This is a genomic window from Paenibacillus sp. 23TSA30-6 (assembly GCF_014858585.1).
In the GTDB taxonomy this organism is placed as follows: Bacteria; Bacillota; Bacilli; order Paenibacillales; family Paenibacillaceae; genus Paenibacillus.
Window position 1 is genome coordinate 148517 of record NZ_SLTL01000010.1, and the last position, 19061, is coordinate 167577.

The window sequence follows — 19061 nt, forward strand, 5'->3', positions numbered from 1 at the left end:
CGTAAATCAACGATGTCAGAAATGGACAAAATCCAGAAAATAGAAGTTGCTGCACAAGCACATGCGCATGCGTCTCATGCCCGTTATTCTAGACAGGAATTATTCTCGAAAATTGGACCGACAGGCCAGCAAAATATCCGTAGTAAGCACGTGCTGATGGTGGGGGCCGGCGCACTGGGCACTGCCAATGCTGACATGCTGGTGCGAGCGGGCATCGGACGGCTGACGTTGGTAGACCGTGATTATGTAGATTGGAGCAATTTGCAACGCCAACAGCTCTATGACGAAGCGGATGCCCGTGATCAGATCCCCAAGGCAGTGGCCGCGCAGAAGCGATTGCAGCAAATCAATTCGGACGTGGACATTCGTGCGCTAGTCCGGGACGTCTCGCTGGAGGAAATCGATGATATCGCGGCAGGGGTAGACCTCATCATAGATGCCACCGATAACTTCGATACACGTCTGCTTATGAACGATTACGCGGTCAAGCACCAAATCCCTTGGATTTACGGGGCGTGTGTGGGCAGCTATGGGACAACCTTTACCATCGTGCCAGGACAGACACCGTGCCTGCATTGCCTGCTCGGAACCGTACCGCTCGGCGGTGCGACCTGTGATACGGTCGGTGTGATTAGCCCGGTTGTACAGATGGTGGCGGCTTACCAAAGTGCCGAGGCATTGAAGCTGCTCACTGGGGACGAATCAGCCTTACAGGGGAAGCTGATTTCTTTCGATCTGTGGAACAATCAGCATCAGGCAATCCAAATCAGCGCGATGAAGAAAGCCGATTGTCCAACGTGTGGTGAGCACCCTGTGTATCCTTTTTTACAATCGGAGCATCAGGCTAAAACGGCTGTCTTGTGCGGACGAGATACGGTTCAAATCCGCCCGGCCCCGGGTGCTGTACGTGATCTGAATGAAGCGGCACGTTTGTTATCCCGTCAGGGGGGCAAGGTGGAGCATAATTCATACCTGGTATCCGTTGTTATCGGAACGCATCGAATCGTTCTTTTTCAGGATGGACGCGTCTTAATTCATGGCACGAAGGACATCGCCGAGGCGAGATCGATTTATCACAAATATTTGGGTTGACCCAATAGATTCGACCCGTTATGAGATGTACAATGTTTCCTTATTTTCGCTATCACATTTTCGTCATCTCATTTTGGAATTTATAGGATAGGGGAAGAACAAGTTGAAAAAGAAATTTGGGTACATATTCACGTTCGTTGGATTGTTGGCATGGGTTCTGGCTGGGTGCTCGTCTCCGGCTGCTGTACAGTCCGCACCCAAGACAGAACTAGTCGTATCAGCCGCTGCGAGTCTTCAAGATAGTCTGAATACGCTCAAGGGCCAGTATGAGAAACAGCACCCAGATATCAAACTTACCTTTAACTACGCTTCATCTGGTACATTACAAAAACAAATTGAGCAAGGCGCACCCGCTGACGTATTTATTTCGGCAGGCTTGAAGCAAATGAAGGCATTAACCGATGCTTCATTGGTGGAAAAGGATAACGTACTGCTTCAAAATAAACTGGTTGTGGTTGTTCCGCAAGATAAGGCGAAAAGCACAGATAACAAAAGCATTACGCTCAATGATCTGATGGGTCCTTCTTTCCTGAAAGTGGCTGTTGGGGAGCCTACTACCGTTCCCGCCGGACAGTATTCCAAAGAATCGCTGACGAAGGCCGGACTATGGGACAAGCTGGAGCCTAAGATGGTATTCGCCAAGGACGTAAGACAGGTATTGAATTATGTTGAAACAGGCAACGCCGATGCAGGGCTCGTCTATCTGACGGATGCCAAATCATCCGATAAAACGGTCATAGCACTGGAAGTGCCCGAGGAATTGCATGCACCCATCCTGTATCCTGAAGGCATTGTAAAAGCAACCAAACATAGCCAGGAAGCAGGCGAGTTTCTTGATTTTCTGCGGACAGATGAAGCTATGAGTGTGTTCAGCAAAGATGGATTTTCAGCCCCTACAGAAATGACGGGAAAATAGAATTCACAGATAAAGGAGGGGGTCCCGTTGGATTGGTCAGCTTTTCTTCCTCCGGTTATCGTATCTGTTAAAGTCGCTGTCGTCGCCAGCATCATCGTCTTTTTATTAGCTACTGTGGTAGCGCGGATGATGGCGTACTGCACGCCGCGGAGGGGAACCAGCGTGATCGAGACCGTCCTACTTCTTCCGCTCGTTTTGCCTCCCACTGTTGTCGGCTTTATTTTGCTCATATTGCTGGGAAGGAAAAGCTGGATTGGCACTGTCTTCGAAAGCCTGTTCCAGCAGACGATTGTATTTACGTGGGGAGCTGCAGTGGTGGCGGCTGTAGTTGTTGCTTTTCCACTGGCTTACCGCACGATTAAAGCAGGCTTTGAAGCTGTAGACCCTGAGGTGGAGCAGATTGCACGTGTGCAAGGTGCCAACGAATGGCAAGTGTTTCGCCACATTACGATGCCCCTTGCCTACCGACCTCTCATTTCAGGATACATTCTCGGATTTGCACGAGGGTTAGGGGAATTTGGCGCTACGCTGATGCTTGCAGGTAATATTCCTGAACAGACTCAAACCCTGCCTACGGCGATTTACACCGCGTCCGAGGTCGGAAATATGACACTCTCTTGGAGCTGGGTAGCGGTCATCATTTTATTCTCTTTTATCATGTTGATGCTTTCAAATCGACTGGTAAAGGATTAGTCCTTTTGGAATAAGAACATGCGCAGTCTGCCGATAGGGTAGGCTGTGTTTTATTTGTTATGAGAAAAAACTCTTACACTTCTTCATTCACTCTCCAACTCTTGGCATTAGAGGGCCTGGAGGCTCGCGGACGGTCAAGGCTGTACTCCGTTTGCAAGCGTAACAGATTTAGTGAATTTGTGGTATAATTCACAAAAAAATAAGAAAAGGGGGATGGAGGACCATGAAGAAATTAGGGAAAATTTTTATGGTAGGTTTAGCCATGGTTTTGGGGCTAGGTCTGGCGGTAGGAAATGTGCAGCCTCCCGCCGCCTCCGCGGCCGATACAGAATATTATGTGGCCACGAGCGGCAGCGACTCCAACGCAGGAACGAGCGACGCGCCGTGGAAGACGCTGCAGCACGCGGCCGACGTGGTTCCTGCGGGCAGCACGGTTTACGTCCGGGGCGGCGTGTACAATCAGAAACTGAAGATCACCCGCTCTGGCTCCGCTTCGCAGGGTTCCATTGTGTTTACCAACTATGGGACGGAGACCGCCATCATTGACGGCACCGGACTTTTGGTCAGCGGGAACGAAGGGCTGATCGAACTGGCCGATGTCAATTACGTTACCGTTCAGGGGTTTGAAATCCGTAATTTCACCACTGCTTCCAAGAATGCGGTGCCTGTAGGTATTTATGTCCACGGTTCGGGCGGCTTCATTAATCTGTCCAACAACAAAATCCATGACATCAAAAACACGGTCACCCCGACCGGCAAAGATCGGCTGGGCCGGGACGCTCACGGTATCGCTGTTTACGGCACGAAAGCTCCGGCTTCGATTCACGACCTTACGATCAGCGGCAATGAGCTGTACAATCTCGTGCTGGGCTCCAGCGAATCGCTCGTTTTAAACGGCAACGTGGACGGCTTTGCGGTGACCGACAACCTCATTCACAATAATGACAACATCGGGATTGATCTGATCGGCTTTGAGGGAACTGCGCCGAATACTGCTTACGATCAGGCGCGAAACGGGCTGGTGAAGGGCAACCGGGTGTACAATAATTCTGTTCAAAATAACCCATCTTACAAGAGCGATGACAACTCGGCCGGCGGCATTTATGTGGATGGAGGCAAGGACAGCATTATCGAGCAGAACTACAGCTACAACAACGACATCGGCATCGAAATTGCTTCCGAGCATGCTGGCAAAGCCACCAGCAATATTACGGTCCGCAGCAACGTGATATATAACAACCGGCTGACTGGCATTGCCACGGGCGGTTACAATGAGGAGCGCGGCTCAACGGTAAACTGCAAGATCGTGAACAATACGCTATACAAGAACGATACATTTGACGATGGAAGCGGCCAGCTTTTGGTTCAGTACGATACGCGAAACAACGTCATCAAAAACAATATTTTCGTGGCCAGCTCCACGGATGTGCTGATCTCCAATGGATACACCAAAAATTCCGGCAATGTTGTAGATTATAACTTATATTTTGCTCCGAGCGGCAGCTCGGAAGCCAACTGGATCTGGAAAAATAAAGAGTATACGGGATTCTTCGCATACAAATCGGGGACCGGCAACGATACGCATTCTCTGTTTGTCGATCCTAAATTCGTGAATGCCGCGAACGGCGACTTCCATTTGCAGTCTTCGTCACCGGCGATCGATGCCGGGAACACGGACCGTGCCATCATTGGAACGCTGGATATTGACGGGAAGCCTAGAGTACAGGGAGTCGCTGTGAACATCGGTGCCTACGAATAAGTCTCATATTCAAGGATAAAAAAAGTGCGTACCGAAACCATGCGGTGCGCACTTTTTACAATGTTCCTTGCACAGAATCAAAAAATACCGGATTTTTATATGGTTTGTGAGGGCGGCCGGATAATTATTTCGATGACACTGACATCGTCTGGTTCGTTAATAATGTATGCAATCGCTCTGACGACATTGTACGGGGATATCGACTCTGATTAACATAGTTGTTGCACACCTTTGAACCACACGGATTTGATCGACAAGGTATCCGAGATGTTGGCTGTCGGATCACCGTTTACTAGTATAAGGTCAGCGAGCGCACCTTCGGTAATACGGCCGCGATCGTTAAGTCCAAAGCAACGGGCCGGTTTTGCGGTAGCCGACTGAAGCGCTTCTGTCGGAGTGAACCCTGCCTTAACCAGCAACTGCATTTCATGATGGACGCTGGCTCCATGAGAAAGGCCGCCAAGATTTGGAACGGGAACGGGGGCGACATCCGTCCCGACCAGAATATCCACACCGGCACGGTGAAGATCCATCACATTTTTAAAGCTATTCTCCATATTGCCTTGTGGGAAAGTATGGAAGCTAGAGTTCAAAATATCGATCCATTCCGGACTTAATTTGGAATAAACACGTGGATCATTCGCCAATTCTGATGCCGAATTCCCAAGAATGGATGAGTTCAATACCAAGCACGGTATAACAAATGCGCCTGAATCCGCTATGGATTTCACCAACTCAGATGTGTATTCGGGCCTGTCGAGAAATAAGTGTCCCAATCCGTCGACCCCAATATCGATGGCGGTTTGCGAAGAATGAGCCGTCAAGACGTGGGCTATGACGATTTTATCGAACTTATGGGCTTCTGCCACGGCTGCTTTTAGAATCTCGTCGCTTAAAACAGGCAGTCCAGGGGCACCCATGACCGTCCCTTCTTCAATCATGATCTTAATATAGTCGGCACCATTCTCCACTTGGGTATGCACATGTTTGATCGCTTCTTCCACAGTCGTCACTTGGGGCACTTTTTCGTGATCGTGAGCGTAAGCGGCTAGCATAGCTTTCCGGTCTTCCTCCGATAACTTTTCCAATTCCTTTAATACGAACTCAGGTATTTCATCCCCATGCGGAAATAATTCATCCGGATGACCACCCGGAGCGGTGATCGCTGTGCCAGCAGAACGGACTTCAGCGACGTCATTCACATTTTTCAACTGGATCTCGCGTCCTCTTTCCGTAAAATCGCCGTTCATTTCGAGCTCTGTCGTAACGCCGAATTTTAAAGCATCTCGTAACCCACCGATTGAAGTGTGGACATGCGCATCAATCAGGCCGGGCAATAATGTCGCATTTTCCCCATCGATGATCGTTGCATGCGTCGGAAGGTCTCCGCCTACCGAAATAATGGTTTCCCCATGGATGATAACATTTCTGGGCTCAATAACTTTTTCTCCATCGAAAATACGTACATTCGTAATCGCTGTAACTTTTTCTAACGTAGAGCTTTGAGTTACATTCTTCATGTCGTTCCTCCTTAGTGTTCAATTTGAAACACTTAGAATTCTAACTGTTAGTTTTATGACTGTCAACAAACTAAATTTTTATTTGACAAACAGTTTAGAGATTTATATAGTTTATTTACTGACAATTAGACTTCTAATAATTTGAGGAGGTACGATTATGAAAACCCAAAAGGATACGGTTTATCTGGATTTGTTTCAGATTATCGGTCTTAAGTTAAAGAAAAGAGCGGACGAGAGCATAAAAGAGTTGGGATTAAATGCTCAACAAGGAAAAATGATTAGCTATATCTACGAGAATCAAGAAAATGATTTAATTCAGAAGGATCTTGCCGATCGGTTTCATCTGCGCGGAGCCAGCATTACGAGCATACTTCAAGGTCTTGAGCAAAAAGGATTCATTGAGCGCAAAATCCCGGCCAATAATGAACGGCAAAAAAATATTTATGTTTTACCAAAAGCCATTGAATTGATTGAAGCTTTTAGTGACTCTTTCCAAAAGGTGGAGGACGAAATTGTTCAAGCCCTGACCGAAGAGGAGAAGCAAATTTTAGAGGAAATGTTAATCAAAATTAATGAACGCTTATAATTGCAGATAAAATCTACCTGACGTCTGTTTTCAAAGAAAATACCGAAACAGCACGGGATGAGGCGATTTTCCTTCTCAAAATATCGCCATATCAAACACTCCAGTCTAACACTTAGTATTCGTCTCCAGCTTTTTTTTATCAATACCCAAAATAGGCAACTAGAGCATGTTCCAAAAATCACTTTCGCTAGTCTCTGTTTTATATGATAGGAATCGGTTATGATGGAAATAGTAATAGGGATTTTAGTAGATTTTAGGAGAGCGGTGCGATATGAGAAGGGAAACGGGTTTTAACGAAATTATTCGAAAAGTACGTAAAGAGCTATTTGGAAAAGGCCCGGAACGCATACATACAACCTTTGTAGATAACATGGCCATCACGATGCTGTATGGAAATTTAACCCCATCCGAAAAGTTTCTGGCACAAGAGGTTGCCGGGAAAGAGATGGTGCATGCAGCCCGAACCAAAATGGTTCAAAAAATCTATCCCGTACAGTTCAACAAAGAACTGGAGGATTACATGGATTCCCGACTGCTGCACCTCTTTTCGGATATTAAGGTGGAGGAAGATATAGCCATCTCTGTTTTTGTATTTGAGGATACGATTGTTGCAAAATAGGATGAAGGGGAGACAATCTATACGTGATTTCTTCTCCGATATTGATATTGGGACCATTGGTAGAGAATAAAGCATCCGACACAAAAGCCAAGAATAGCCACCAATGCCGCCACCAGCACCATCGCCGAGAACACATAAGCGACAATACTCCATTGGAACGTAAATCCTACCAGAGCCACCAGCAGAAAAAAGACAGCAAGGAGCTGATTAAATCTTTGCTGTCCCCGGTCCTCCTGCACATATGAGGAAGGACTTTTCTTTAAAAACAGCTTGGCTATCCGCATTACCGGATTGAAGTTGAAAAGCACACCGAGTAACCCCGCAACAAGCGGAATAGCTAACACCCCATACGCCCCTGTAATCCAGGTAAAGACCACAGACAGCACAATCACCCATTGATTAGCCCTGACCAACGGACGGGGAATCGAGGCTGGAGCTTGACTCATATATATCATCCTTTTCACATCGGAATAAAATAATTGAGATTATTATAACGTAATGGTTCGGGAATAGATAGCTGAAAAATGGTTTGAATGATTATAACTATAGACCCATTACCAAAGTCATGGTAGAGTTTTGGTATATATTCGGTAAAGGGGTCAGTTTATGAAAAAGATATTTTTATGTTTATGCGTGGCAGGGGTCGTTCTATCGGGGTGTACTACTTCCAAGAGCGATACCACGAGTACAGAGAGTGCTACAAGTTCAAATACATCAGGAGGCTCTGCCAGTTCATCTGTGCATGAGACGATAGCGACTGAAAATAAGGGATATCAAGGTAAAATTTCATTTCGCAACGTAGGCTGGGGAATGAGTAAAGAACAAGTAAAGGCATCTGAAGATATGAAGGTTGAGGAAGAAGATCATGAGTCAGTTGGCTATTATTCCAAGATATTGGGACTGGAAAGCGGACTCATGTACTTATTTGTGGATGATCAATTGGTTCGTGCAGCTTATGTAGTGACCGAAAAACATACCAATAAAAATGAGTATATTGAGAATTATAATGACTTAAAAAAGAGCCTAACGGAGAAATACGGCAAACCTAGCAGTGATGATACCCTTTGGAAGGGAGAGTTATACAAAGATACACCAAGCCAATGGGGAATGGCTGTAGCGACAGGCGAATTGCATTATCAGGCAGTATGGGAGACAGAAGACACAGAAATTTTGCTTGATTTACATGGTGATAATTTCGAACCCGCCCTGAGTCTAGTGTATGACAGCAAGGAACTACAGCATTTGAGTGAGCAGCAAAAGGATCAGGAATTGAAAAAGAATTTATAACAGAACAAGGCAAGGGACCCGGAACATTCGCACCTCGCGCCAGACAAGGGATTCAGCGATTTTGAGGTGTAGTTTTTAACATTTATTGGTGAGTTGAAAAGAGATTTGCGAAAAAGCGTTTACAAAGCCTTGCTGGGTAAGGCTTTGTAAGGCATGCTGTCGCTCCCTATATATGGGAGCGTGGATTGAAATCGTCAGAACAGTGTGTGCCGCTCTGGAAAGATGGCGTCGCTCCTTAAGTAGGAGCGTGGATTGAAATGTTTTAATTACGTATACGACTGGATTTGGAGAAGGTCGCTCCTTAAGTAGGAGCGTGAATTGAAAGCACGTATTTCTCATACTACACATGTAGCACAGCTATGACGTTCCTCATTTTCTTTGAAATATAAAAAAGGTTTGCCTAAGAACTTGGCAACCTTTTTTATGTTGGTTATAAATGCTAATAAACTCAAGATGAACTAACTTTTTTTATAGACGTGGAATTGTTCGGACCACCGCCCTAAAAAGCTGAATACCAAAAAAGAAGCCTGTTTTAACACAGACTCCTTAATCTATTCCTACGTTTAACATGCACAAACCACGCTATTCTGTTTCTTCAAACTGCATTAACACGGAAATGTCCTTGATCTCCAGAGCATGAGCGATCTTTTCAAGCATAAGCAAGTTCACTTCTTGTCGGTCATCACTACTTAGTTTGGATATCCTTGCTTGTGAAACACCGGATAGTTCTTCTAATTGTTTTTGAGTGATACCTTTTTCTTTGAGAACTTGCTTTAGCTTGATTCTGATTTTTAACATTTGGATTTCCTCCATATATCGTTGACAAAATATGACCATAGAGTTATATTTATTTTATGACCCTAAGGGCATATCCGAGACTGGCATACTACAACCCAAAGGGATGTATCCAACATACCCTTAGCTTTGCTATTGCCATTTTACCAGAATTTCAATGGAGGATGATACCTATGACTGAAAAACGGAAAGCGAATGTGCAAGCGATCAAGGATATTGTACGCATGAATCAGGTGTGGGAGCAGGAAAAGGGAGAGCAAGAAGCGGCAGAGCTACACTATTATCATATTGTAGATGCACTTCAACGAAAATGGCAAACCATCGGTGTCGATGTTTCGGACGCGATTGAGGTTTTTGAAAGCGGGTATAACGATGCATGGACACGGATTATTGAGCCAGCTCCTTGGAACCCCAATTTAACCACTAACGATTTAATTCACCTGCTCAAAATCAGTCCCGAAGCTGTGCAGATTCGTCATGCTATGAAAATCATACTGAATACAGTTGAAAGACGCAATGCGTTCATCCGTCATTTTTAATGTGAATGATCAGGCAATCCAGCATCTGCTCTATCTGATGAAAGACGAATACCTGCGTTATGAGCAACTCCCAGATGAAACCTTTATGGCGATGTATGCTATGAATCCGGTCGAAGCCTTATCTGTATATTTTCAGGAATCCGTAGATGTGCATATGTACTGGGAATGGTGTGATGCTGGCGGTACAGGCGAACAGGCCATGCAGTATAAACGTGAGGACCCTCACATGACGCTGATTCAAGCGATTGAAAGAGTAGAAGAGGAAATGTATGCCCGTAGATAATAACCCATAGGTATAGTTGCTACGCTGACGACAAAATGGCTTGGGTGGGCAGTTAGCTAGTCTCCTGCAAAGGATGTGAGGGCTGTGGAGGTTAAAGATGCTTTGACATTAATGATGATGTTGGGTACGCTGCTGGTTGCGTTGATCGGATTAATTGTCACCATCGTAATCGCATTGAACCAACACAACAGAAAGTAGACGGCCCACTTATAGCGGATTACAAACCCGTTTGTTACAATTCAATGAAATGGGTATAGACCATAATCATAGAGGAGGACATATATATATAAGATGGATATTCAACAAAAATGGATGTGGCTCACAGTCCTATGAAGCCATTTGTCCTTGGTGTATTGCAGATGGCAGTGCGGCTGAGAAATGGAATGGAAGCTTCCATGATGCTGCGTGTTGCGCACATTTAGAAGACGAGAAGCGCAATGAGTTACGTATCGAACGCCAGGATATCAAGCCTGGCAAAGTACAGCATGGTTTTTGGAAAACAACCGAAAGATAAGCTGTTTGTGGAAAAAGGAGTAAATTGGAATGATCTTCCGTTTGGCAAAAGCGCGGGGTATGTATTACCAAGCAACAGTAACGCAAAGGTGGGGCTATCAGAAACAAACTACATCAACCAATACGTCTACTTGGAAAAGGATGTGTGAGAGTTGGAATGTGTCATTTTTATAGGAATTCAGGCTTCTGGAAAATCGACATTTTATAAAGAGTATTTCTTTAAAACACATATTAGAATAAATTTAGACATGCTTAAAACACGGAACAGGGAAAATATTTATCTTCAAGCCTCCATCGAAACGATACAGCGCTTTGTTGTGGACAATACGAATCCGACAGCCGAGGAACGGAAAAAATATATAGCTATTTCAAAAAATAAGGGATTTAAAATTATAGGCTACTATTTTGAACCTGATTTTGCAAAATCTATTAAGCGTAATGAGGAACGGACAGGTAAAGAGCATATTCCTGAGATCGGTATTAAAAGCGTAATGAGTAAGCTTGAAGTACCGAGCTACGAAGAAGGTTTTGATGAGCTGTACAGCGTTACATCCTGTGAAGGAACGTTTCGGGTCGAAAAGCTGACGGATAATCACACAATGTAGGAGGAAAATATGAATATACCTGAGAAATACATCAAACATTTTCCAGCATATGAGGACGTATTTGTTGGTGATCTTGAACATTATCGGAAGCATTTTTTGCCGATTTGCTCGATTAATCTTCAATTTTTGTTCCCGGAGCAGGACGAGTGGTTGCATTTTGTTTCCGTAAAAGAAATTCACGAGAGCAGTGTAGGTGAGGATACCCAGTCATTTCACACCACATTCACGAAGGAAGATATGCTGGGGTTCGATGTGATGGATGGTAAATACAAATTCGAAGCGGATTGGGATTATTTTATCCTTCATCAGAAAGAGCAGTTGGAAGCTGCCTATGAAACGCTGAAATCCACCGGGGATAAAGCATATCTACGCATGAAAAGGAAAGTCATGTCTCTGGATGAAGTGGAGCATGCGTATATAGCTAATGAACAAGACTACCAATCCCGCAAAGCGTTTTTCCTGAAAAATAACAACATTTATCCGTATTCCTCCTTTGGGGATGCCAAAGAGTCCGTAGAAGAACTTACCCGCGATTTTGAGGACAAACAATCGAGTGGTTGGGGGTTGAGTTTTCCTGAAGTCAACGGTATATTGGATGATATCGCATTTCAGTCCGAAGAGGCCCAAAGCTATATAAAGGAATATGGTGAATCTATCGAAGAGATGCTCCAGTTCGAACATACGAACTTGCTTCATGTACCTAAATGTGCCAATGGCGAGACTTTTACCTATATCGGTTCTTTCACGGGATATTATTTTCAAGCGTTTGGGGCGGATTCCGTCTATTTATTTTATGACAGAGAATTAAGAAAAGCGGTTATTTGCTTCGAATATTCGTAGGTATATAGAAAAAAAACTCCCAAAAAGGGAGTTTTAAATCTTATTTCTTATTCATAGTCACATCATGCTCTTTGGCAAGTGCGTTGACCTGTTCGCCAAAATCTCGGAATAGCTTTCTACCCTCGCTGAGTTTGGCGTTACTTTCATTGACTAAGCCCATATCCTGTTTTTCCAACGCATCAACCATCATAATAAAGGCTTCCTTTTGAGTACTAGCGGCCTTGATGTAGGTTTCGTGGACGGCTCTTACCTCAGGAGTTTCCGTCTTTACAGCTTCTAACTTATCAACGAATTTGGTATATTCGGGGATAATGTTGTCTTTTAAAGTATTATATAGTGTTAGATCATCTGTGTATTTATCTCCGGTCACGGATTCATACTTATCAGTTACTGCTTTTTCATCTTGTGCTAAGGGAAGCATTCCATCATTCACATAGGTAATTAAATCTTTTTTTACCGGATCGGTAGAGCAGGCTGCCAAAATGGAAAAGCAACATAATACCAACATAAATACGCTAAGTTTTTTCATCTGTATTCCCCTTTTTATGTATGTTATGGGTAATTCGATGTGCCTTGTAGTCAAAAAGAACTATCCATATCATTTTATTATATCGTATAAATAAGAGAATGGTAGGGTTTTTATGGTAAAATAGTGTCGAAACTAAGTTGATTGATCTGTTCATTAAAAATAGGTAACCATATAGAAGCCGATTCGGTGCGAACCCCAAGCGCACATGAAAATCCCGGGTCCTTCGCACCTCGAAACTTGTCGAAAAGTATTGGATTGGCTATCTATCCGTAAAAGTCAATAGTTGATCCAAGCTTATTGGGCATCAGTTTTTACGGTAATGTGTGGAATTGATATCGTTAGGGTATGAATTACTGCATTTTCGCTGTCGCACTCTATATGAGTGCGTGGATTGAAATATATACATTACTTATCACCCTCCGATTCATCAATAAGTCGCACTCTATATGAGTGCGTGGATTGAAATTGCCGTAGCGCCTTGTCAACGTCTTCAATCGGGATGTCGCACTCTATATGAGTGCGTGGATTGAAATATGATTGGGACGGTCATCATGGTCAACATGGGGTCGCACTCTATATGAGTGCGTGGATTGAAATAGTCCCACAAATAGACTGTCTTTGCATAATTTTTGTCGCACTCTATATGAGTGCGTGGATTGAAATATTTTTATGATCAAAAAATTTTCCAACAAGTATCAGTCGCACTCTATATGAGTGCGTGGATTGAAATTGGACTGGCTCCTGGGATAGAAGGAGAGATTCCCCCGCGTCGCACTCTATATGAGTGCGTGGATTGAAATGATTATGAGGATATGACTTTGGTAAATGTCAAAGGGTCGCACTCTATATGAGTGCGTGGATTGAAATACAGCAGCAAACGAGTATGGAAACACATACTACGTCGCACTCTATATGAGTGCGTGGATTGAAATCAGCAGGCCGTAATTCTACATTTATTGGGGAAGCGTCGCACTCTATATGAGTGCGTGGATTGAAATTGATTTTTCGTGAGGATAATACCTGTGAGCTCATAGGTCGCACTCTATATGAGTGCGTGGATTGAAATAGGCTGATTGATAAGTTGACCCTTGGTGATCGAATGTCGCACTCTATATGAGTGCGTGGATTGAAATTAAGGAGCTTTGTATGTATTACAGTAAAAAGAAGTCTGAAGTCGCACTCTATATGAGTGCGTGGATTGAAATATAGGTCGATTCGGTAGCGGACAATTCAATGACCGTCGCACTCTATATGAGTGCGTGGATTGAAATCAGTACGCTGTTTCCTTATGAACCTATCTTAGCATTGTCGCACTCTATATGAGTGCGTGGATTGAAATCGGCCTATGTAGCGTTAGGCGATATCGCCGAATGTAGTCGCACTCTATATGAGTGCGTGGATTGAAATCTCTTCGAGCTTCTTAATTAACTCTCCAGCTTCATGAGTCGCACTCTATATGAGTGCGTGGATCGAAATCCCCTGATTGATTATTAAGAGCCGATTCCGTGATTAGTCGCACTCTATATGAGTGCGTGGATTGAAATACTTTAGGTTCGTATCCTGTTGTTTTCTGAGATGTGGTCGCACTCTATATGAGTGCGTGGATTGAAATACGCAGAAAGTAACTTTGCAGATTCATTAGCAAAAGTCGCACTCTATATGAGTGCGGATTGAAGCAAAGCTCTCAAAATAACTTTTTACGTGTTTTGCGTGCGCTCAAGTTTTTTAGCATTGAAACCCAAAGAAGGCTACCTTTTAATTAGGGGAGCCTTTTTCGTCGTGGTTTTTAGGAAAGAAGAGTAGAGAGAGAAAAGTGTAGGAGGCGAGTACACATAGTTCCAAAAGCGGTGACTTAATTATCACGGATTACAAATAAGAATATTTTAAGAAGTATCTTCCATTAGAACCAAAATTGTTTTATGATAGTGATAGACAGCTTAGAAGTTTTCCAGATGTATCTGGAAATAGTGGAAATTTCTTAAAACATTCGAGAGGGGATTTCAGTATGAATAGGTTCAAAAAGGCAACTTCGGTTATGCTAAGCACAGTGCTCCTGCTTTCTTTCGGGATGACTGCGAACGCGAGTCAAACCACAGAGGGTAAAACGGAACAAGCGATTAAAGCGGAGTCCAATGTTCAGCTAACAACTGAAAATGAAAGCGTCATTAAACATTTAACACGGGCAGACAAGCCCGCCAGCATTACAGATTCAGTGTATGCCATTACGGAAAATATCAACTTACAAACACCACAGAAATCTGTTTTGAAAAAGAAAGTTACCCCTTCGCTGAAAGCAAGTCCAAAGTCAGCATCAGCGAAAGCCACAGCGTCCTCCGCAACATATTCCGGTACGATTACGGAAGAGGGAGGTACACAGTTTTTATATCCGATCTATTTGCAGCCCGGTGAATTGTTGCAGGCTCAATTGGACGGACCGTTTTCAGCACAGCTTGACTATGACTTATACTTATATGAGTTTGATATGACGACAGGTGACATTAATCCCAATGCCATTGACAATTCGATTTATGGTACTTATTTTAACAATTATGAACAGGGAGCCGCATCACTTCCCGAAAACGTAGGAACACGCAACACGACTGGATCTGAAAAGGCTTATGCAATTGCAGTTCATGCCAAGAAGGGGTCAAGTATTAATGATCTTTTCTATCTAACTGTGGATACAAGCTCCAAATATGATGCATATGAGCCGGATGAGAGCGCCTTTCATGCTTATAATTTTACGATTAACAACGCAGGTTCTTCGATTAACTCACGCTCCATCCATTCCGGTATAGATAACGATTGGTATCAAATCACGGTACCAGCAAGCCGTAATTATGATGCATTAAATGTAAAGCTCGATAGCACTTCGGAAAGCTATGGCTACAAAGCGGAAGTTTATGGGGTGCTCACGGGTAACCAAATGGTGCTTCTCCCGCAAACCAATCACAATGTCTCCTTGAACACGGGAACTTACTATGTGCGAGTATACACCACAAGTCAGTATTCAGCTGACCATTTGTATACACTAACCATTAAACCGGTACTCAAGGCTGGGAAAATTGAAATCACTGGCTATAACTCCAATGGCTATTATGACTATCCGACTTACTCTTATGGTCGTCATTATCGTATTAATGGAGGCAGCAGCCTGATCGTGAATGGTGTTGTTAAAACAACGGACGGTTATCTGGTTGCGAATGCACCTGTTACTATCGTTTGGCTGGATAAGAACTGGAGCGAAAGTAGCGGTAACCGTACCAGAACGGCCTCCACTTATACGAACGCGAATGGGGCCTTTAGTGTCACACTTTCTCTTCCACAATCGACAGGAAGAAATGTGGATTACTTGAGTGAAATTAGTTCTACACACTATTATGATCTTACTGGGGTAGCTGCTCAAGTCGATGGAACCTCGATTAGCACAACGGATATTATTTATCTTTTTGCTTACAGTATTAGAAATTAAATCATCTTTTAACGTAGTAGAGTAAAACATAAGAGTCGCTTTTTTCGCAATGGCTTGCTGAGGCTTTCCATTTTCGAAAAAGGAGACTCTTTATGTTTTTTTGATTCAGCCACACTACATTACTTTATACGCCAATGGTCCTGATATCATATATTACAAATAAAAATATTTAGTACAGTATATTCCATTAGAACTAGAAGTGTTTTATGATAGAGTCATACAGCCTAGAAGTTACCCTGGTTTATCCGGGGAATAGCGGGAATTCCTTAAACCATTTGAGAGGGGATTTCAGTATGAAGAGGTTCAAAAAGGCTATTGCAGTTATGCTGAGTACGATGCTCCTGTTTGCCTTCGGGATGACTGCGAACGCGAGTCAAAGCACAGAGAGGGTATCGGACCAAGCGATTAAGGCGGAGTCCAATGTTCAGCTAACAGCTGTGAATGAAGATGTTATTAAGCAGCTAACGCGGGCAGACAAGCCGGACAGTATTACTTCTTCGGTGTATGCAATGAAGGAAGATCTCAACTTCAAGACACCAGAGACACCCTCATTGAAAAAAGAAACTGTTCCTTCGCTGAAAGCAAGCCCAACAGCAGCCACAGCATCTACTGCTACGTATTCCGGTACGATTACGGAAGAGGGAGGTACACAGTTTTTATACCCAATCTACTTGCAGCCCGGCGAATTGTTGCAAGCTCAGCTGGATGGTCCATTTTCAGCACAGCTTGACTATGATTTATACTTATACGAGTTTGATATGACGACAGGTGACATTAATCCCAATGCTATTGACGCTTCCACCTACGGGACTTATTTTAACAATTATGAACAGGGGGCTGCATCACTTCCCGAAAACGTAGGAGCGCGCAACGCTATCGGATCTGAAAAAGCTTATGCGATTGCAGTTCATGCCAAGAAGGGCTCTAGCATTAATGATCCCTTCTATCTAACTGTCGATACAAGTTCCAGCTACGATGCATATGAGCCGGATGAGAGCGCTTTTCATGCTTATAACTTTACCTTTAGTACGGGTGGATCTTCCCTTAACTCACGTTCCATCCATTCAGGCATTGATAACGACTGGTATCAAATCACGATCCCCGCAAGCCGTAATTACGATGCATTAAATGTAAAGCTGGATAGTACCTCGGAAAGCTACGGTTACAAAGCGGAAGTTTATGGAGCTCTCAGTGGCAACCAGATGGTGCTTCTCCCGCAAACGAATCACAATGTTTCTTTAAATACTGGAACCTACTATGTACGAGTATACACCACAAATCAGTATTCAACTGACCATTTGTATACACTAACACTTAAACCAGTACTTCGGGCTGGAAAAATTGTAATTACCAGTTACGATTCTTCTAAAAATGGGCCTAATGACTACCCAACCTACTCTTATGGGCGCCATTATCGAGTTAATGGAAGCAGCAGTTTTACTGTGAAGGGTGTCGTTACTACAACTGATAATTTTCCAGTTGTAAATGCGCCTGTTGATGTGACATGGTTGAATCAGAACTGGACCGAAAGCAGTGGAAATCGCACTCGCACAGGTACTGCATATACGGATCAGAATGGAGCCTTTAGTGTTACCGTCTCCCTGCCACCTTCAACTGGAAGTATTGCGGAATATCTGTCTGGAGCAATCAGTTTTACACACTATTTTGATCTCTCAGGGGTAGCTGCTCAGGTTAGAGGTACTTCGATTATAGACACAGATGTTGTATATCACTTCGCTTACAGTATTTATGGCGGTTGATTAACTGCTTTAATATTTGTTCATTTTTAGGACAAAGCATATATTCATTCCATATGTGCTTTGTCCGATATATATAGAAACAGGGTCACATTACATTATACATACGACTTAGAGTGCCTGTTACAAAATGACAGGAGGAAATAGAATGAATTTTGAGCCCCTTAGAATGCATCAAGCTGTTGTTAACACTAGTAGCTTGCGGATAAATCCGGCAGCAAAGCAAGTCCAATCCCCCCAACTTTATGAAGGAAAACCCTCTGAACTCGTTGTTCAAGACTCCGTAGAGATTAGCGAAACCGGTAGGCAGCTGGCTGAAGGAGCTATTGTATCACAGGCTGCTAAGTATTTCGGTACAACCCAGATCAACGATACATTAAACCGGGTTTTAGAAGGTCAGCCAGAAGAAGTGTCCAATGCGGTGTACAGTATGATTGAATCCAATTTTATCGTCAATGGTACAGTAACAGATGAGAGCCAGCGAACCGTGCTACTGGAGATGGGAGTTTCCCAATCCAAGTATATTGCAGACCACTATATGGAAGGGGATAAGGCCAAAGAGTTCTTGGAAACCATGAACCAGATAGCGGCTATTGCTTTGACACGATCAACTGATCCGGAGACCGGAGATATTAACTACACGACTCCAATAGACCGTCCGTTAGGTGCCCCTGAGGATTATGTCAAACTGTCTGAAGTGATGAGGCAGGCTGATCCCCAAAAATATACTGCGTTCATCAATGACATTAAAGGTGGAGGGAATGGACTGAGTCAGCTGATAGATTTTGCACAAAAGGTTCCTCAAAACCCCAAATGGATTGAGAAGTATAAGGAACGTACAGGAGAGATTGCGGAGTTGCTAAATAACACGCGAATAGAGAACCGGTTTGACAAGTCTGATACGACTTCAGCTTCCGCATTTATGAACAGTATGCAAAATATTCTTAAGGAATCTTCCGCTATACAGGACTCATATAGTCAGAACTTGCGCGGCTTTTTTCGGAACTTGGGCGTTCACGTTAATTAAGGCTTCAAGGCTAATCCCGAGATGTGGAATAATGTGGATTACAACAATTTATGAATTTTAAATGATATCGTGCTGTTTACATTACGTTTAGAACGAAGTATAATAGCTTCAAAACATACTCGTTGCATTGAGGAAGCACCTCAAACTTAGGCTTAACCGCCTTCGTTTGGGGTGCTTTTTCTATTTTAGCCGAAACGAGTTTGTAAAACTCTTTGAAAATAAAATAAAG

General features: G+C 43.6%; 21 protein-coding genes and 1 CRISPR repeat array. Of the genes, 17 read left to right on the top strand and 4 right to left on the bottom strand.

All coding sequences use genetic code 11. The features are described 5' to 3' along the window. Positions 1 to 12 precede the first annotated feature (12 nt). The 4 genes from E0698_RS11820 to E0698_RS11835 all read left to right on the top strand — a co-directional run bounded on the left by E0698_RS11820 (position 13) and on the right by E0698_RS11835 (position 4460). Positions 13 to 1092 carry a thiazole biosynthesis adenylyltransferase ThiF gene (locus E0698_RS11820; RefSeq protein ID WP_192511672.1) on the top strand — a complete coding sequence of 360 codons (1080 nt, stop codon included), beginning with the start codon at positions 13 to 15 and terminating at the stop codon, positions 1090 to 1092. A 103-nt stretch (positions 1093 to 1195) separates the two neighbouring features. After that, positions 1196 to 2008: a molybdate ABC transporter substrate-binding protein gene (modA, locus tag E0698_RS11825; protein ID WP_192511673.1), complete on the top strand. Its 813-nt coding sequence runs from the start codon at positions 1196 to 1198 to the stop codon at positions 2006 to 2008. 27 nt (positions 2009 to 2035) lie between these two features. Then, positions 2036 to 2701 (top strand): molybdate ABC transporter permease subunit, encoded by a 666-nt coding sequence (gene modB, locus E0698_RS11830; RefSeq protein WP_192511674.1) that lies wholly within the window; start codon positions 2036 to 2038, stop codon positions 2699 to 2701. 223 nt (positions 2702 to 2924) lie between these two features. After that, complete coding sequence (locus tag E0698_RS11835) at positions 2925 to 4460, top strand: right-handed parallel beta-helix repeat-containing protein (RefSeq protein ID WP_192511675.1); 1536 nt, start codon at positions 2925 to 2927, stop codon at positions 4458 to 4460. A gap of 209 nt (positions 4461 to 4669) precedes the next feature. Here the strand turns inward: E0698_RS11835 and E0698_RS11840 are convergent, their stop codons facing one another. Beyond that, complete coding sequence (locus E0698_RS11840; RefSeq protein WP_192511676.1) at positions 4670 to 5980, bottom strand: amidohydrolase family protein; 1311 nt, start codon at positions 5978 to 5980, stop codon at positions 4670 to 4672. Positions 5981 to 6137: 157 nt separating this feature from the next. Here E0698_RS11840 and E0698_RS11845 point away from each other — a divergent pair, with 157 nt between their 5' ends. Both E0698_RS11845 and E0698_RS11850 read left to right on the top strand, forming a co-directional pair. Then, positions 6138 to 6566, top strand: a complete 429-nt coding sequence (locus E0698_RS11845; protein WP_192511677.1) for a MarR family winged helix-turn-helix transcriptional regulator — start codon at positions 6138 to 6140, stop codon at positions 6564 to 6566. A 271-nt stretch (positions 6567 to 6837) separates the two neighbouring features. Beyond that, positions 6838 to 7185 carry a DUF2294 domain-containing protein gene (locus E0698_RS11850; RefSeq protein ID WP_025685630.1) on the top strand — a complete coding sequence of 116 codons (348 nt, stop codon included), beginning with the start codon at positions 6838 to 6840 and terminating at the stop codon, positions 7183 to 7185. A gap of 17 nt (positions 7186 to 7202) precedes the next feature. Here the strand turns inward: E0698_RS11850 and E0698_RS11855 are convergent, their stop codons facing one another. Then, positions 7203 to 7631 carry a DUF4395 domain-containing protein gene (locus tag E0698_RS11855; protein ID WP_192511678.1) on the bottom strand — a complete coding sequence of 143 codons (429 nt, stop codon included), beginning with the start codon at positions 7629 to 7631 and terminating at the stop codon, positions 7203 to 7205. 160 nt (positions 7632 to 7791) lie between these two features. Here E0698_RS11855 and E0698_RS11860 point away from each other — a divergent pair, with 160 nt between their 5' ends. Further along, positions 7792 to 8472 (top strand): hypothetical protein, encoded by a 681-nt coding sequence (locus E0698_RS11860; protein ID WP_192511679.1) that lies wholly within the window; start codon positions 7792 to 7794, stop codon positions 8470 to 8472. Between the two features lie 582 nt (positions 8473 to 9054). On the opposite strand, the gene E0698_RS11865 is transcribed toward E0698_RS11860, so the two are convergent. Next, the gene (locus tag E0698_RS11865) at positions 9055 to 9270 is read right to left on the bottom strand and encodes a helix-turn-helix domain-containing protein (protein ID WP_134913380.1); all 216 of its coding nucleotides are present in this window, start codon (positions 9268 to 9270) and stop codon (positions 9055 to 9057) included. A gap of 170 nt (positions 9271 to 9440) precedes the next feature. On the opposite strand from E0698_RS11865, the gene E0698_RS26785 reads away from it, so the two are divergent. The 7 genes from E0698_RS26785 to E0698_RS11885 all read left to right on the top strand — a co-directional run bounded on the left by E0698_RS26785 (position 9441) and on the right by E0698_RS11885 (position 12047). Further along, positions 9441 to 9806 (top strand): hypothetical protein, encoded by a 366-nt coding sequence (locus tag E0698_RS26785; RefSeq protein ID WP_238353962.1) that lies wholly within the window; start codon positions 9441 to 9443, stop codon positions 9804 to 9806. A 1-nt stretch (position 9807) separates the two neighbouring features. Further along, complete coding sequence (locus E0698_RS26790) at positions 9808 to 10089, top strand: hypothetical protein (RefSeq protein ID WP_238353963.1); 282 nt, start codon at positions 9808 to 9810, stop codon at positions 10087 to 10089. 84 nt (positions 10090 to 10173) lie between these two features. Then, positions 10174 to 10287, top strand: coding sequence for a putative holin-like toxin (locus E0698_RS26795; RefSeq protein WP_337916212.1), 114 nt, complete (start codon positions 10174 to 10176; stop codon positions 10285 to 10287). Positions 10288 to 10336: 49 nt separating this feature from the next. After that, positions 10337 to 10603 (top strand): CbrC family protein, encoded by a 267-nt coding sequence (locus tag E0698_RS27665; protein WP_443146910.1) that lies wholly within the window; start codon positions 10337 to 10339, stop codon positions 10601 to 10603. After that, complete coding sequence (locus E0698_RS26490) at positions 10527 to 10751, top strand: hypothetical protein (RefSeq protein WP_202894874.1); 225 nt, start codon at positions 10527 to 10529, stop codon at positions 10749 to 10751. Before E0698_RS27665 ends, E0698_RS26490 begins: the two co-directional genes overlap by 77 nt. 3 nt (positions 10752 to 10754) lie before the next feature. Next, complete coding sequence (locus tag E0698_RS11880) at positions 10755 to 11207, top strand: AAA family ATPase (RefSeq protein ID WP_192511680.1); 453 nt, start codon at positions 10755 to 10757, stop codon at positions 11205 to 11207. 9 nt (positions 11208 to 11216) lie between these two features. Next, positions 11217 to 12047, top strand: a complete 831-nt coding sequence (locus E0698_RS11885) for a siderophore biosynthesis protein (RefSeq protein WP_192511681.1) — start codon at positions 11217 to 11219, stop codon at positions 12045 to 12047. A gap of 40 nt (positions 12048 to 12087) precedes the next feature. On the opposite strand, the gene E0698_RS11890 is transcribed toward E0698_RS11885, so the two are convergent. Next, complete coding sequence (locus E0698_RS11890; protein WP_134913384.1) at positions 12088 to 12576, bottom strand: hypothetical protein; 489 nt, start codon at positions 12574 to 12576, stop codon at positions 12088 to 12090. Positions 12577 to 12942: 366 nt separating this feature from the next. Continuing rightward, a CRISPR array of direct repeats spans positions 12943 to 14188; the repeat unit is 32 nt; unit sequence GTCGCACTCTATATGAGTGCGTGGATTGAAAT. 393 nt (positions 14189 to 14581) lie between these two features. Between E0698_RS11890 and E0698_RS11895 the strand changes: the two genes are divergently transcribed. The 3 genes from E0698_RS11895 to E0698_RS11905 all read left to right on the top strand — a co-directional run bounded on the left by E0698_RS11895 (position 14582) and on the right by E0698_RS11905 (position 18832). Then, complete coding sequence (locus tag E0698_RS11895; protein ID WP_192511682.1) at positions 14582 to 16048, top strand: hypothetical protein; 1467 nt, start codon at positions 14582 to 14584, stop codon at positions 16046 to 16048. Positions 16049 to 16341: 293 nt separating this feature from the next. After that, positions 16342 to 17808, top strand: a complete 1467-nt coding sequence (locus E0698_RS11900) for an Ig-like domain-containing protein (RefSeq protein ID WP_192511683.1) — start codon at positions 16342 to 16344, stop codon at positions 17806 to 17808. A gap of 145 nt (positions 17809 to 17953) precedes the next feature. Then, positions 17954 to 18832 (top strand): hypothetical protein, encoded by an 879-nt coding sequence (locus E0698_RS11905; protein ID WP_192511684.1) that lies wholly within the window; start codon positions 17954 to 17956, stop codon positions 18830 to 18832. The last annotated feature ends 229 nt before the right edge of the window (positions 18833 to 19061 follow it).